Source organism: Collinsella sp. i06-0019-1H4 (assembly GCF_042849575.1).
In the GTDB taxonomy this organism is placed as follows: domain Bacteria; phylum Actinomycetota; class Coriobacteriia; order Coriobacteriales; family Coriobacteriaceae; genus Collinsella.
Window position 1 is genome coordinate 37,884 of sequence record NZ_BAABYB010000001.1, and the last position, 13,893, is coordinate 51,776.

At 60.8% G+C, this 13,893-nt stretch carries 13 protein-coding genes; 12 read left to right on the forward strand and 1 reads right to left on the reverse strand.

Annotated elements, in window-relative coordinates:
- Positions 1 to 75: 75 nt before the first annotated feature.
- From purM to ACGHEN_RS00225, 11 genes are all read left to right on the forward strand, one after another.
- Complete coding sequence (purM, locus tag ACGHEN_RS00175) at positions 76 to 1,179, forward strand: phosphoribosylformylglycinamidine cyclo-ligase (RefSeq protein WP_390396292.1); 1,104 nt, start codon at positions 76 to 78, stop codon at positions 1,177 to 1,179.
- Entirely contained in the window at positions 1,169 to 1,870 is a 702-nt protein-coding gene (gene purN, locus ACGHEN_RS00180; RefSeq protein ID WP_390396294.1) for a phosphoribosylglycinamide formyltransferase, read from the forward strand. The genes purM and purN overlap by 11 nt, the downstream gene beginning before the upstream one ends.
- Positions 1,871 to 2,022: 152 nt before the next feature.
- A complete protein-coding gene (locus ACGHEN_RS00185; RefSeq protein WP_390396297.1) occupies positions 2,023 to 2,487 on the forward strand; it encodes a PTS sugar transporter subunit IIA in 465 nt (154 codons plus the stop codon).
- A gap of 161 nt (positions 2,488 to 2,648) precedes the next feature.
- Complete coding sequence (locus ACGHEN_RS00190; protein ID WP_390396300.1) at positions 2,649 to 3,761, forward strand: IS110 family transposase; 1,113 nt, start codon at positions 2,649 to 2,651, stop codon at positions 3,759 to 3,761.
- Positions 3,762 to 4,230: 469 nt separating this feature from the next.
- The gene (locus tag ACGHEN_RS00195; RefSeq protein WP_390396303.1) at positions 4,231 to 5,451 is read left to right on the forward strand and encodes a peptidylprolyl isomerase; all 1,221 of its coding nucleotides are present in this window, start codon (positions 4,231 to 4,233) and stop codon (positions 5,449 to 5,451) included.
- A 54-nt stretch (positions 5,452 to 5,505) separates the two neighbouring features.
- Positions 5,506 to 5,949, forward strand: coding sequence for a GatB/YqeY domain-containing protein (locus tag ACGHEN_RS00200; protein ID WP_390396306.1), 444 nt, complete (start codon positions 5,506 to 5,508; stop codon positions 5,947 to 5,949).
- A gap of 359 nt (positions 5,950 to 6,308) precedes the next feature.
- Positions 6,309 to 7,040, forward strand: coding sequence for an amino acid ABC transporter ATP-binding protein (locus ACGHEN_RS00205; protein ID WP_022094215.1), 732 nt, complete (start codon positions 6,309 to 6,311; stop codon positions 7,038 to 7,040).
- Between the two features lie 8 nt (positions 7,041 to 7,048).
- Positions 7,049 to 7,924 carry a transporter substrate-binding domain-containing protein gene (locus ACGHEN_RS00210; protein WP_390396310.1) on the forward strand — a complete coding sequence of 292 codons (876 nt, stop codon included), beginning with the start codon at positions 7,049 to 7,051 and terminating at the stop codon, positions 7,922 to 7,924.
- A 25-nt stretch (positions 7,925 to 7,949) separates the two neighbouring features.
- A complete protein-coding gene (locus ACGHEN_RS00215; RefSeq protein ID WP_035136546.1) occupies positions 7,950 to 8,696 on the forward strand; it encodes an amino acid ABC transporter permease in 747 nt (248 codons plus the stop codon).
- 3 nt (positions 8,697 to 8,699) lie between these two features.
- Positions 8,700 to 9,338 carry an amino acid ABC transporter permease gene (locus tag ACGHEN_RS00220; RefSeq protein WP_055285379.1) on the forward strand — a complete coding sequence of 213 codons (639 nt, stop codon included), beginning with the start codon at positions 8,700 to 8,702 and terminating at the stop codon, positions 9,336 to 9,338.
- A 167-nt stretch (positions 9,339 to 9,505) separates the two neighbouring features.
- Positions 9,506 to 10,129 carry an AAA family ATPase gene (locus tag ACGHEN_RS00225; RefSeq protein ID WP_148331746.1) on the forward strand — a complete coding sequence of 208 codons (624 nt, stop codon included), beginning with the start codon at positions 9,506 to 9,508 and terminating at the stop codon, positions 10,127 to 10,129.
- Between the two features lie 52 nt (positions 10,130 to 10,181).
- Here the strand turns inward: ACGHEN_RS00225 and ACGHEN_RS00230 are convergent, their stop codons facing one another.
- A complete protein-coding gene (locus ACGHEN_RS00230) occupies positions 10,182 to 11,585 on the reverse strand; it encodes a helix-turn-helix transcriptional regulator (RefSeq protein WP_390396314.1) in 1,404 nt (467 codons plus the stop codon).
- Between the two features lie 226 nt (positions 11,586 to 11,811).
- Between ACGHEN_RS00230 and ACGHEN_RS00235 the strand changes: the two genes are divergently transcribed.
- On the forward strand, positions 11,812 to 13,794 hold the full coding sequence (locus ACGHEN_RS00235; protein WP_390396317.1) for an LPXTG cell wall anchor domain-containing protein: 1,983 nt from the start codon (positions 11,812 to 11,814) through the stop codon (positions 13,792 to 13,794).
- Positions 13,795 to 13,893: the final 99 nt, after the last annotated feature.

Here is a 13,893-nt window from a genome sequence, read left to right on the forward strand (position 1 = left end):
GCGCCGAAATGAACGCAACTATGAGCACCGTTTGGCGCACGCGCGGCGCCACGGTAGTGGGAGAGGAAGGCTCAGATGAGCGACAGCAAGCATGTGACGTATGAGGATGCCGGCGTCGATACCGCTGAGGGCGGCCGCGCCGTCGACGCTATTAAGCAAATGGTTAAGGACACCAACCGTCCCGAGGTCATCGGCGGCATCGGTGGCTTCGGTGGCTTATTCTCGGCCGCCGCGCTTAAGGATATGGAAGACCCGATTCTGATTAGCGGTACCGACGGCGTGGGCACCAAGCTCGTGCTCGCCCAGATCATGGACCGTCACGAGACGGTGGGCCAGGACCTGGTCGCCATGTGCGTCAACGACATTTTGGCTTCGGGCGCCGAGCCGCTGTTCTTCCTGGACTACGTTGCCATCGGCCACATCGAGGCCGAGCACATGGCAAAGATCATCAAGGGCGTGGCCGACGGCTGCAAGCTCGCGGGCTGCGCGCTCGTGGGCGGCGAGATGGCCGAGCACCCGGGCGTCATGGCTCCGGCCGACTACGACCTTGCCGGCTTTACCGTGGGCGTCGTCGACCGTCCCAAGATGCTCGACCCCGCAAACGTCCGCCCGGGCGATGTGATCCTGGGCCTGCCTTCCACCGGCGTGCACTCCAACGGCTACTCGCTCGTGCGCAAGGTCATCGGCGTCGACGGCATTAAGCCGGGTACGCCCGAGGCCGCCGCTAAGGCCGAGGAGCTGAGCCGTCCGCTCGAGGAGCTCGGTGGCGCTTCGCTGGCTGACGCCCTGCTGGCCCCCACGCGCATCTACGTCAAGCCGGTTCTTGAGCTGCTCCGCGGCGGCGCTCCAGTGCACGCCATCGCCCACATTACTGGCGGCGGTATTACCGAGAACCTCAACCGCGCGCTTGCCGACGACGTTGACGCCGTGGCCACCCGTAACGGTGCCGAGATGGGCTGGGATGTTCCGCCCGTCATCACCTACGTGTCGCGCCAGGCCGAGCTCGCGCCCAACGAGGCATGCAGGACCTTCAACATGGGCGTCGGCCTGTGCCTGATCGTCGCTCCCGAGGACGAGGCCGCGGTGACCGAGGCCCTGGTCGCGCTGGGCGAGAAGCCGTTCCGCGTGGGCGAGTGCGTCGAGGGTTCCGGTAAGGTCGTGTACTCCGATGAGCGCTAACGAGCAGATGGCTGCCGCCAAGGGCCTGGACTTTGTGTCCTATACCCGTCCGACCGGCACCGATACGGCCGAGCCGCTCAAAATCGGCGTGCTCATCAGCGGTTCGGGTACCAACCTGCAGGCGTTGATCGACCTGATCGCCGCCGGCAAGCTCAACGCTTCGATTGAGCTTGTGGTGTCGAGCCGTCCTTCGGCTAAGGGTTTGCAGCGCGCTGAGCGCGCGGGCATCCAGACGCTCACGCTGTCCAAGGATGTCTACGCCGACCCTATTGCCGCCGACGAGATCATCGCGCACGAGCTGCTCGAACGCGGCTGCGAGTATGTGGTCATGGCCGGCTACATGCGCATGGTGCACACGCCGCTGCTGGCGGCGTTTCCCAACCGCGTGGTCAACTTGCATCCGGCGCTGCTGCCGAGCTTTACCGGCGCGCATGCGATCGACGATGCCTTTGCGCGCGGCGTCAAGGTAACTGGCGTGACCGTGCATTTTGCCAACGAGATCTACGACAACGGCCCCATCATCGCCCAGCGCGCGCTGGCTGTCGAGGAAGATTGGGATGTCGATACGCTCGAGGAGCATATCCACGCGATTGAGCACGTGCTGTATCCCGAGGTAGTTCAGATGCTCGCCGACGGCCGCGTCCACGTGCTGGAGAGCGGCAAGGTGGCAATTGACGCGCCTCGCGGCTAGCGGCGCACAGTACAATTTAGCTGAGTGGTCAGGGTGGTCATTGGCGCCAAGGCGTGCGTGGCCACCTTTTGTTTTGGGTAGTCATCGGGGACGTTCTTGAATGACTGGTCGTTTAAGAACGTCGCAGGTGACTAGGTGAGAGAGGTGAGCGCATGGCGGATAACGAAGCGCTGTTTACGCCCGAGCTGGTGTTTTTTGATTGGGAGTGCGCGACGCCGGATGAGGTGTTTGCTCGGCTCGAGGACGAGCTTGCACCTCGCGGTTACATTGCGCCCGATTGGCTCGATGCCGTCCGCACGCGCGAGGATGCCTATCCCACGGGTCTTGCCATGCCGGCGGCCAACATCGCCATCCCGCACACCGATCCCGGATTTGTGGCTAAGCCCTATATCGCGGTGGTAAAGCCCGCGGCGCCCGTGGTGTTCAGTGCAATGGCGGGCATGGGTGCCCCCGTGCCGGCGCAGATCATCATCAATCTGGGCATCGCCGAGCCGAGCGGCCAGGTCGAGGCCCTGCAATCGCTTATGAATATCTTTATGGATGCCGCCGCCGCAGCCGATGTGCTCGGCCAGACCACATGCCAGGGCATGGTCGACGCCATCCGTCGCCACTTTTAGGGCCGGCACTTGGGGACTGTCCCCAACTGCCGGCAGAGACGATATGAGCAGGACATAAAAACATTGGGAGCCCCCGGCATGAAAGACCGCGGATTAGGCCGACAATGGTGAGTGTCTAATCCAGCCGTGGCGGCCACGCCGCATTCATGGAAGGGGCTCCCATGCTCGATACTACCACCTTCGTCGGCCTCGACGTCCACGCCCGCTCGATAAAGGCCGTCTCCCTCGACGTCATGACCGGGGAGGTGCGCTGCGCGACCTTCGGCTACGACGCCGCGGCCGTCGCGGAGTGGGTCCGGTCCGTGGACCCCAAGGCCAGGTGCGTGTACGAGTCCGGGGTCACGGGGTTCGACCTCCAGAAGAGGCTCTCCGGCCTGGGTGTCGACTGCGTGGTCGGCGCCGTCTCGAAGATGATCAAGCCCAGCGCGGACAGGCGCAGGAAGAACGACCGCAACGACGCCGAGTTCCTCGCCCGCATGCTGTCGGTCGGCAGCGTGGTCGAGGTGTGGGTCCCCGACGACGAGTGCGAGGCCGCCCGCGACCTGACCAGGGCGCTCGAGGACGCGAGGGACGACCTCTCGCGCTCGAAGCAGCGGCTCTCCAAGTTCCTGCTCAGGCACGGGCTCGTCTTCGACGAGAGGACGCCCACCGGCCGCAGGAAGGGGAACTGGACCCGGGCGCACTGGTCCTGGATCGAGTCGATTAGGTTCGCGGAGGGGGCCGACAACGACGTGCTCGCCTACTACGTCGACGCGGTCAGGCGGGCGGCGGAGGAGAAGTCGAGGCTCGAGGGGCTCGTCGAGGCCGAGGCCCGCAAGCCCAGGTGGAGGAGGAGGGTCGACTCCCTGCGCTGCCTCAAGGGCGTCGACACCGCGTCTGCCGCCGACCTCGTGTTCGAGGCCGGCGAGTTCTCGAGGTTCAGGAACGCCCGCTCGTTCGCGGCGTGGGTCGGCCTGACGCCCTCCGAGCACTCCAGCGGGGAGAGCGACCGAAGGGGCGCGATCACCAAGGCCGGCAACAAGCACCTGAGGAAGACGCTGGTCGAGGCCGCGTGGCACTACCTGACGTGCTCGGGGCGGCCGAAGGACCTCGCCAAGGGCCAGGCCCCGGACCGGGGCGCCCGGAGGCATGCCGCCAAGGGCGTGCGGAGGCTGGTCGAGAGGCGCGGGGCCCTGCTCGCGCGCGGGGTCCACAACAACAAAGCGAACGTCGCCACGGCGCGCGAGCTCGCCTGCTGGGTGTGGGCGGTCGGCCTCATGGCCGAGGAGGCGTAGGGGGCGGCCCCCCGCACATAAGCCAGTCACCCCGGAAGCGGTTCGATCCGAAGCCGTTGAGGCGAACCTCAGGTCCCTTTTCTGCGAGCGCCCAGGGCGCCACACGCGTGCACAGACTGTCGGTTCGACGTAGAAGCCTCAGCCGTAGCAACGGATTGCCCAGCGAGAGATCGCCACGGGCGGATATTAAACTGCAAAGACGAGCGTCGGTAAGACACGCCGAGGTCGCCGCGGACGGGTTGATATAGGGAGAGGGCCTGACCCCATATCGTTGGGGCCAGGCCCGATTTTGCCTCTTGACAATGTCCTGCTCATATTAAAAGGAATGTCCCTAACTGCCGACAGCCAGAAGAGCCCCCTTTGCACCAAAATGGTGCAGATTGACCTGTCCCCCATGCACCAGGTGTGTCGCGGGGTCCGCGTTGTGACACAATGGCGTTTGTTCGATTCGTGATGCGAAAGGCCAACTATGGCAAACAAGAAAAAGAACTCCGAGGCCGCGCCGACGCCCGAGCAGCAGGCTCGCGCTGCCTCCAGCTCTCGTAAGAAGCAGCGCAAGACGTACGTGTCTAAGACCGTCAAGATCGTCCTGGTGGTTATCGGCGTGCTGGCAATGCTGCTTTCCGTCTCGGCCATGGCATGCTCCGGTCTCATGTCGCAGGCAGAGGATACCTCGAGCTACAAGCTTACCGGCGGTGTCGCCGCCACCATCAACGGCACCAACCTCACCGAGGACACCGTGACCAAGCAGATCATGAGCATGCGCACGTCCTACGGTTACACCAAGGACAAGGACTGGGCGCAGTATCTGGTCGACAACGACCTGACGCCCAAAAAGTACCGCAAGCAGCTCATCGATTCCTACACGCAGCAGATTCTGCTCCAGCAGGCGCAGAAGGAAAACGGCGTGACGGTGTCGGACGAGGAGGTCGAGAAGGCATGGAAGGACGCGTGCAAGAGCGCGGGCGGTGCCAAGGCCTTTAAGAAGACCCTTAAGACCTACGGCTATACCGAGGACACCTACAAGGACTCGCTCAAGGAGAACCTGGCACAGCAAAAGCTTAAGGACGCCGTGGCGCCCACCAGTAAGCCCAAGGACAGTGAGATCGTCGATTACATCAACGAGAACCTGTCTAACTACAACGATGCCCGCCGCTCGTCGAACATCCTGATCAAGGTTGATTCCGACGCATCTGACGAGGACAAGGCCGCCGCCAAGGCCAAGGCGCAGGAGTGCCTGGACAAAATCAACTCCGGCGAACTGAGCTTTGAGGACGCCGTGAAGCAGTATTCCGATGACACCGGCTCCAAGGAGAAGAAGGGCGATGTGGGCTGGGACAAGCTCACCACCTTCGTCGACAGCTACCAGGCGGCGCTCGAGGGACTAAACAAGGGCGATGTGAGCGACGTCGTCGAGTCGACCTATGGTTATCACATCATCAAGTGCACCGACTACTTCCATGTCGATAATCAGGTCGATGACATTAAGCAGGTGCCCAAGGACATCAAGAAGTACATCTCCAACGTGGTGAAGACGCAGGCGGCCAGCACTGCATACAGCGAGTGGCTGGAGCAGTACAAGAAGGACGCCGACATTACCGTCAACCCCATGCCCAAGGACGTACCCTATAACGTGAGTCTAAAGGGCGTCACCAAGAGTTCGACCGACGATTCGTCGACGACTAAGTAATCATGGGGCGGCGCTCGTGCGAGTGCCGACCGCACTATTGAGGAGGATTTGCAGATGACCAACGAAGAACTGCAGAAGGAAATGATTGCGGCCATGAAGGCCAAGGACAAGGTTCGCCTGTCTATCATTCGCCAGGTCAAGGCCGAGGTGAAGAATATCGAGGTTAACGAGCGCCGCGACGTGACCGAGGAAGACGTCAACAGCATGATCAAGCGTCTGATTAAGCAGACGAGCGAGACGCTGGAGATGTCCATTAAGGCCGGTACCGACCAGGAGCGTACCGACAACCTGACCGAGCAGGTCAAGATCCTGGAGAGCCTGCTGCCCGCGCAGGTTTCGGGCGAGGAGCTCGAGGCTCTGATCGAGCAGGTCATCGCTGAGCTGGGCGCCACGTCCAAGAAGCAGATGGGCCAGGTCATGGGAGCACTCGGCATGGCCACCGGTGGCAATTTCGATAAGCCTGCCGCGGCAAAGATCGTCGGCGCCAAACTTGCGTAATTTGTTACGCGGTTTTACCAAACCGCGTAACGGCTCGACGCTGCAAACCCGTACACGCGGCAATCTGACGTTCAATTTCAAGGGCGCGACCATAAGGTCTGTGCCCTTTCATTTCACGTCACCTTGCTCGCGTGTACGGGTTTTCGCTGACTTATGCTCAACAAGGGCGGTTGTATTATTTTAGCGCTCATTGGGGACAGACTTAAATGAGTGCCCAATGAGCGGGTACTCATTTAAGTCTGTCCCCAATGAGTGGGTGGAAGGTTGCGGGTTCTTTACGGGAATGTAGCGTGGGCTGCGGAAACGTGGTTCTTTCCGTACAATAGTTCAACTCGTGTAAACGCAGGGAAGGGACATTCATGGCAGACATGATCGAGATCAAGCATCTCAACAAGTACTTTGGCGACCTGCATGTGCTCAAAGATATCAATCTCACCGTCAAGCGCGGCGAGAAGCTCGTAATGATCGGGCCTTCCGGTTCGGGTAAGTCGACGCTCATCCGTTGCGTCGATTATCTGGAGGAGCCCACATCGGGCGAGGTCGTCATCGACGGTACGCCGCTCACCAAAAAGAATCACCTGGAGATGGCTCGCAAGTATAGTTCCATGGTGTTCCAGCAGTTCAACCTGTATCCCAACATGACGGTGCTGGGCAACCTGACGCTCGCGCCCATCAAGCTGCAAAAGAAGAGCAAGGAGGAGGCGACCGAGATCGCCATCGCCGCGCTCAAGCGCGTCGGCATGGCGCATAAGGCCGGCGAGTATCCGCAGAATCTCTCGGGCGGTCAGCAGCAGCGCATCGCCATCGCCCGTGCCCTGTGCACCAAGCAGCCCATCATCCTGTTTGACGAGCCGACCTCGGCGCTCGACCCCGAGATGGTCCAGGAGGTTCTGGACGTTATGATTGAGCTCGCGCAGGAGGACATCACCATGATCTGCGTGACGCACGAGATGGGCTTTGCGCGCCAGGTGGCCGACCGCGTCATCTTTATGGAGGACGGCCGCATCCTGGAGGAGGGCACGCCCGAGCACTTCTTCGATAACCCCGAGAACCCGCGCTGCCGTGAGTTCCTGTCCAAGATTCTGCACTAGGCGCGGTGATGGACATGACGGATATGACGAGGGCGGCCGTGTCGCGCCGTCACTTTTTGCAGCTGGCTGGCGCCAGCATGCTTGCGCTGACGGGGACCGCGCTTACCGGTTGCGGCAACTCCACCAGCGGCGAGGGCTCCGACAAGGGCTCTAAGCTTGTGGCCATCAAGTCGCGTGGCCATCTGAATGCCGGCGTTAAGAAGGACGTTCCCGGCTATGGCTATTACGACACCGCCAAGGGTCGCTTTGAGGGCATGGAAGTCGATTTGTGCTACCAGATCGCCGCTGCCGTCTTTGGCGTGAGCTATAAGGAGGCCCGCGCCCAGGAGCTTGTCGAGTTTACCGACGTAACGCCCAAGACACGCGGTCCGCTGATCGATAACGGCCAACTCGACGTGGTCGCTGCGACCTACACCATCACCGACGAGCGCAAGAAGAGCTGGGATTTCTCGACGCCGTACCGCACCGACTACGTGGGACTCATGGTCAAGAAGCGTTCGGGCTTTACCTCGATTGAGGACCTGGACGGCAAGATCATCGGCGTGAGCCAGGGTGCTACCACGCAGGGTCTGATCGAGCAGATGATCAAGGACAACGGCTTTAGCTGCAAGCCCGAGTTTAGGGCCTTTAGCGGCTACCCCATCATCAAGAGTTCGCTCGACGCCGGCAATATCGACGTCTTTGCCATGGACCGCTCTACGCTGGCCGGTTACATGAACGAGACCGTTGAGCTGTTGCAGCCCGAGGTCAAGTTTGGCGAGCAAGGCTACGGCGTGGCGACCAAGAAGGGCTGCGACCTTTCGGCCGTGGTCGATCAGGTGATTTGCGATCGCCTGGCCGATGGCTGGCTCGACCAAGAGGTCAAGACCTGGGGTCTTGTATAGGCGCATCGTCCAAGGAAGGAATCAAATGCTCGAAGGATTATTTGACGCCGACCGTTGGTCGACGACATTTCAAAACATGGGGCCCTTCTGGGAGGGCTTTGGCGTGACGCTGCAAGTGGTCGTTGCCGGTCTGCTGCTGTCGCTGGTGCTGGGCACGCTGCTGGGCGTGTTCTCTACCACTCGCTCGCGCGTGCTGCGCGCCATAAGCCGCGTGTACGTGGAGTTTTACCAGAACACCCCGTTGCCCGTGCAGGTGCTCTTTATGTACATGGCCGGTCCGCAGTTTTTGCAGGCCATAACCGGTGCCGACCAGCCGGTGCGCATCGCGCCGTTCGTGCTGGGCTTCTTGGGTGTGGGCCTGTATCACGCGGCCTACATTTCGGAGGTCATCCGCACTGGTATCGAGGCGGTTCCGCGCGGTCAGATGGAGGCGGCCCAGAGCCAGGGCTTTACCCGTGCGCAGGCGTACTGGTACATCGTGCTGCCCCAGACGTTCAAGATCATTCTGCCGCCGCTGTGTAACCAGGCGCTCAACCTGGTCAAGAACACGTCGGTGCTGGCGCTCGTGGCCGGCGGCGACCTTATGTACCGTTCCGACAACTTTGTGAGTCTGTACGGTTACCTGCAGGGATACATCGTCTGCTGCCTTATGTACTTCATCATCTGCTTTCCGCTCGCCATGCTGGTGCAGTGGCTCGAGCGTCGCTCCAAGGAGCGTCCGCGCGGTGTGAGCTTGGCCGAGCTGGGGCTCGACAACGTAGAGGAGGCCTAGCGCATGGAAATCTTCAACGCGACCAACCTGCTCTACATTTGGGGCGGCTTTGTTAAGACCATCGAGATCTCGGCGCTGTCGATCTTTTTCTCGCTCATCTTTGGCACGGTGCTGGCGCTTGTTAAAAGCTATGCGCCCCGCCCGTTCCGTATTTTGGTGAGCGCCTATATCGAGCTGTTCCGTTGCACGCCGAACCTGCTGTGGATTCTGTTTATCTACTTTACGGTGCAGGGTTTGGACATTGTGATCTCGACCATCGCCTTTACGCTGTTTACCAGCGCTGTTATGGCCGAGATTGTGCGCGGCGGCCTCAACTCGATTCCGCGCGGCCAGTTTGAGGCAGCGCAGAGCCAGGGCTTCGGCTTCTTTGCCACCATGCGCTACATCATTCTGCCGCAGACGTTTAAGACGATCATTCCGGCGCTGTTTAGCCAGTGCACGACCGTCATTAAGGACAGCTCGTATCTTTCGGGCATTAACGTGGCCGAGCTCATGTACACGGCAAACGTCGTGATGGCCCACGCGATCGACCTGTCGCAGGTGCTTATGCTCTACGGCCTGGTGTTTGCGATGTACTTTGTGCTCAACTTTGGTATTTCGCTGCTGGTTCGCGCATACCAACGCCGCATCGTAGCCGCATAGCCTGGCTTTTCCTGGCACCCAACCTTGGCCTTCAAACCGTCGCTCGCGTACCAAAGTACGCGTCGCTCCTCTTTCAGGCCAATCTTGGGCACCAGGAAAACCCAGGTACGGTATCGTGGGAATAAGAGATAAACAGTCCTTTTCCCATTTGTTAGAAAGGAATCGCGATGAGCGATCTGGAGAACAAGAAGAGTCCTGTGGTCATTACCATCGCGCGCGATTTTGGTGCCGAGGGTCACGAGATCGGACGCATACTTGCCGACGAGTTGGGGATTCCGCTGTATGACAACGAGCTGCTGGTGCGTGCGTCGCTGCGCGCGGGCGAGTCGCTCGACAAGATGGCTGCCTACGACGAGCGCCTGGCCGTGGAGAATATGGCGTTTCTGCCCGACCGCTACGATGCACGTTCGTACTCGGACAAGTTGTTCCAAAAGATGAGCCAGGTGATTTTGGATCTGGGCGAGACCGAGAGCTGCATTATCGAAGGCCGTCTGTCCGATTACCTGCTGCGTAACAATCCCAACCACATTGCCGTGTTGGTGACCGCACCCTTTGAGGACCGCGTCGAGATCGTGCGCAAGAAGCGCGGCCTTAACAAAAAGAAGGGCGCCAAGCTGGTCAAGCAGCAGCAGAAGGCGCGCGAGGCGTTCTATAAGCGCTACAGCGCCGGAAAGTGGAAGATGACGAGTGGCAAGGACATCGTCGTCAACCGCGCCAAGCTGGGCCGCGAGGGCTGCAAAGATGTCATCGCCGCTGCCTACCGCTACAAGGTAGCGCAGCTCGAAGGCTAGCCGATCAATAACCACCACAAAGGGGACAGGCACCTTTGTGATGGTTTTTGTTTTAGGCCGAGGGGAAGGCTTTGGTGAGACCGGCGCGCGTTTGCGTGTCGGTCTTTTGGTAGATAGAGCTCAGGTGGCGCTGCACCATGCGCATCGAGATACCGAGTTCCTCGGCAACCTGCTTGAGCGGGCGTTCATCCTGGGTCACGGCTATGAGCACGTCGACTTCGCGCGGGGTGAGAGCGTGGTTGGCGATGAAGGCCTGGCGTTGCTCCTCGATGGTGGGGGCGGCGAGTGCTTCTTCTGCCAGCTGCTCGCGCTCGCGCTCCTGCTCGGTTTGGGGCAGGCGGAACAGGCCCGCGGCTACAAACGCCACACTCGCCGCCACAAGCAGCATGAGCGCGCCGATCATGATGAGGGCGACATTGCCCGAGGTCACAAGTGCCAGCGAGATGCCCGACGTAGTGAACGCACACACGTTGTTGGCTGCGCGGCCCATGCCAGCCCACAGTGCGGGCGTATGCATGCGCGGCGCCAGCTGCGTAAACGTGGCGGTAAAGAACGTGACAAAAAAGCCCGAACTCAGATAAAAGACGACAAGGCCCAGGTTGGGATCGGCGCCGGCCTCCACGGCCAGGATGGAAATGGTCGAGAGCGCGGCGATGCCGAGCATGACAAGTCCCATGTAGCGACGCTCGGCAAGATCAAAGACGATACCGGCGACGAGACCGCTCGCCGCCAAAAAGAGGCGCGGCCAGGTCTGTACGGCGATGGTGCCGTGGGCGTTGGAGAGCGTGACCACGTTGTCGAGGGTCGAGAACAGGCAGGCGAGAATCATGACGAGCGCGATACTCCAGCACGCCTGCTTGGCGAGGGCGTGCGAGGGCTCGGCAAAGGGATTGATGGTGGGGCTGGAGTTCTCGGCGGCCTTTTGGGGAACGACGCTGAGGACGGAGATGGCGATAGTCGCTGTGCCAAGGACGATGAGCTCTGCGATGCCGCCGCAATCGAGCAGGTTGATGGCGAACTGCATCAGGATGCCCGCAGCATAGGCCGCTCCTGCGCCGGTGGCGAGCTTGGGGTCATCCTGGAATGTCAACGAAAAGGCGTGGTGGGTGGCGGCGCCCAGCAGGCCGAGCCCGAGGAATGCGAGGCATCCCAGAATCTCGAGCGCAAGCGGGCTCGTGGGGGACTGAATCTGAGTCAACCCCAAGATGGCGATGGGGACGGCGGCACTGACAACTGCCTGAGGCTGGCCTTTGTGCTGCGCGTGCTCAAGCAACGGAGCGTACCCGATAAAGCCGAGCACGCTCGCGCCCAGAATAAAGCCCTGTGCGAGCACAACGCGCTCGGCGCCGGCGAGTAGCCCGATATTGATATCGAAGCGAAACTCGGCGGCAAGGAAGGCGAAGGTGAAGAGCGCGAGCGCCAGAAGCGCGTTGATTTTAGACCTGCTCAGGTTCAAGGACGGTCCTTTGGGTGGACGAATAATCGTGTCCTCGATTGTAGCGTTCCCGGGACGAGTGTGGCGATGGCGAAATCATATTGAATTAAACCGCAGGTAGAGGCCTAGGTTCACATCTACGAACCTAGGCATACGGAGTCATTTGGCACATCTTGGTGGTACAGAACCACCGCAAAGGGGACAGGCACCTTTGTGGCGGTATGCCCCTACGACCAAGGAGGCCGTTATGAACGGAAGTCACTTCGATAAGCAAACTCAGCGTGAGCGCACCTGCTCGCTGGTTCACGGTACTTGGCGTTGTGTGGGTGCCAAAATCGCTTGCGCCGGCGCGTGTGCGCTTATGGTCGGTCAGTTGCTGCTGCCGAGCGTGGCGCTGGCGACGGAATGCGCCGATCCCGCCGCTGGGACGGATGAGGTTGCCGCGGCTCCGGTGACGCCGACGGTTGCGGAGGATACGGCTGCAACGACCGCACCAGCTGCTTCGACCGCGCCTGCAACCGATGCCGCTCCGGCGGCGCAAGCCACCGTTGAGCCTCAGCAGACAATCCCAGCCGATGCCGCCAATGAGTCTAGCGGTGCTGCGCTCGCTGGGCAAAACGCTTCTGGCGACGACAACGCCGCCATGCCGGCGAGCAACGCCATCATGCCCTGCGGTGTGACCGATGTTGTTGGCGGCAGCGACGTTAGGGTCAATACGACCGTGGTTCCCCGCTACACGGACTGCGCGCTTCCGAGCAATGTCACACTCGAAAAGGGCCAGTCGTATACCTATGATTTTCCCGATGTTGAGGGTGGCATTCCAGAAGCGCTTGCGAGCGAAGTCGTCGAGGTTAAGTACTACAGGGCCGATGCCGCTTCGGGCACTCTGGTCGAAGTTCAGGATGCGTCCATGTCCGACGTGACGGCTCACTTTGAGCCTGTTGGCGATCACATGAGGCTGACGCTGACCTTTACGGGTGGCGCGGCAGGCGGTTCGTATCGACTCACGCGCAATGAGGCTCTCTATATTGGCGCGGCACTGGAGTATACCGGAACTGACTATGAAGGCAGCTCGACTATCCTCAACGAAACCAGGTACGATTATTACCTCCGCTACGCCATCAATCGCAAGATTACGCTTGTTGCGTCAGAAAACGAAGCCCTCCATAACCTGGACGTCAACGATGTGAAAACCGACTATGCGCCCGGCGAGGCGCCGCGTGCGACCGCGACGATTCCTGCCGCCGATGCCGACAAGTACGAGATCGCCTATGAGTGCTGGGAAGAGATGGAGCTCGATATGGAATCCGGGGAGTCGGTACCCGTTGCCTTCTGGTATTCCGATCCCGCAAAGTACACGCCGGGCATGAAGAAGATTGACCACTTCGAAGAGGGCAAGTTCTACATGTACTCCGTTGAGCTGAGGCTCAAGGGCGACAATACCGTGGCCGATGACTGCAATATGAACGTCAACGGTCATTGGGTGCACCACATTAAGACCGTCAACGGCGTCTTCGCGCCAAACGCTGACAATATGCTGTGCGAGCAGCCGATCGACGAATGGCGTGCCATCGACGTTATAGAGATCAACGGCGCCACGACCACCTTCAAGGCGGGCGATAAGCCGGTCTTTACGGCGAATGTTCCGACGGGCTCCAACTCCCTTCCTCAGTGTGAGTACTGGACGGGTAGCGACGGCAGCGAAGTGAACTCTCAGAAGTTCTGGGATCAGAACATCACGAACCACATCGACGCCTTTAAGCCTGGCGTGACCTATCGCTACGGTATCTACCTCAAGCCCGCGCGCGGATTCTACTTTACGCCCAACACCAAGCTGGTGATCAACGGCCAGGAGTGCGGCTACCAGATGGGCGAAGCGAGTGTAGTTGATCCCGAGAGCGGCTGTATCTTCACTCTGTGGCTCAACACCGATCTGACGTTTACGCCCGAGGCCACGCCGGCTCCGGTCGACCCCGAAAAGCCCGCGCCGCAGCCTGAGGTCAAGCCTGAGCCCAAGCCCGAGGTGAAGCCCGAGACCAAGCCCGCGGCTAAACCGGTCACGACAACCACCACGGCCAAGACGGTTGAGAAAACCACGCAGGCCAAGAAGGGCGATGCTGTCCTGGCTACCACGGGGGATACCACCGCGATGACGGTCGCCGCCCTAGGCGTCGCCGGCGCAACCGTAGCCGCCGCCGGCCTCGCCGCGACCAAGCGCCGCAAGCATTAGAGCTGGGTGACGGCTCTCGTTCTCGGCCTCAGCAAAATCTCAATCTGTAACACCAAGCCAGTCAAAACGGCTCTAGATGTTACAGATTGAGATGAACCG

Coding starts and splice junctions, on each gene's coding strand:
- purM (WP_390396292.1), top strand. CDS start 76: ATGAGCGACAGCAAGCATGTGACGTATGAGGATGCCGGCGTCGATACC.
- purN (WP_390396294.1), top strand. CDS start 1,169: ATGAGCGCTAACGAGCAGATGGCTGCCGCCAAGGGCCTGGACTTTGTG.
- ACGHEN_RS00185 (WP_390396297.1), top strand. CDS start 2,023: ATGGCGGATAACGAAGCGCTGTTTACGCCCGAGCTGGTGTTTTTTGAT.
- ACGHEN_RS00190 (WP_390396300.1), top strand. CDS start 2,649: ATGCTCGATACTACCACCTTCGTCGGCCTCGACGTCCACGCCCGCTCG.
- ACGHEN_RS00195 (WP_390396303.1), top strand. CDS start 4,231: ATGGCAAACAAGAAAAAGAACTCCGAGGCCGCGCCGACGCCCGAGCAG.
- ACGHEN_RS00200 (WP_390396306.1), top strand. CDS start 5,506: ATGACCAACGAAGAACTGCAGAAGGAAATGATTGCGGCCATGAAGGCC.
- ACGHEN_RS00205 (WP_022094215.1), top strand. CDS start 6,309: ATGGCAGACATGATCGAGATCAAGCATCTCAACAAGTACTTTGGCGAC.
- ACGHEN_RS00210 (WP_390396310.1), top strand. CDS start 7,049: ATGGACATGACGGATATGACGAGGGCGGCCGTGTCGCGCCGTCACTTT.
- ACGHEN_RS00215 (WP_035136546.1), top strand. CDS start 7,950: ATGCTCGAAGGATTATTTGACGCCGACCGTTGGTCGACGACATTTCAA.
- ACGHEN_RS00220 (WP_055285379.1), top strand. CDS start 8,700: ATGGAAATCTTCAACGCGACCAACCTGCTCTACATTTGGGGCGGCTTT.
- ACGHEN_RS00225 (WP_148331746.1), top strand. CDS start 9,506: ATGAGCGATCTGGAGAACAAGAAGAGTCCTGTGGTCATTACCATCGCG.
- ACGHEN_RS00235 (WP_390396317.1), top strand. CDS start 11,812: ATGAACGGAAGTCACTTCGATAAGCAAACTCAGCGTGAGCGCACCTGC.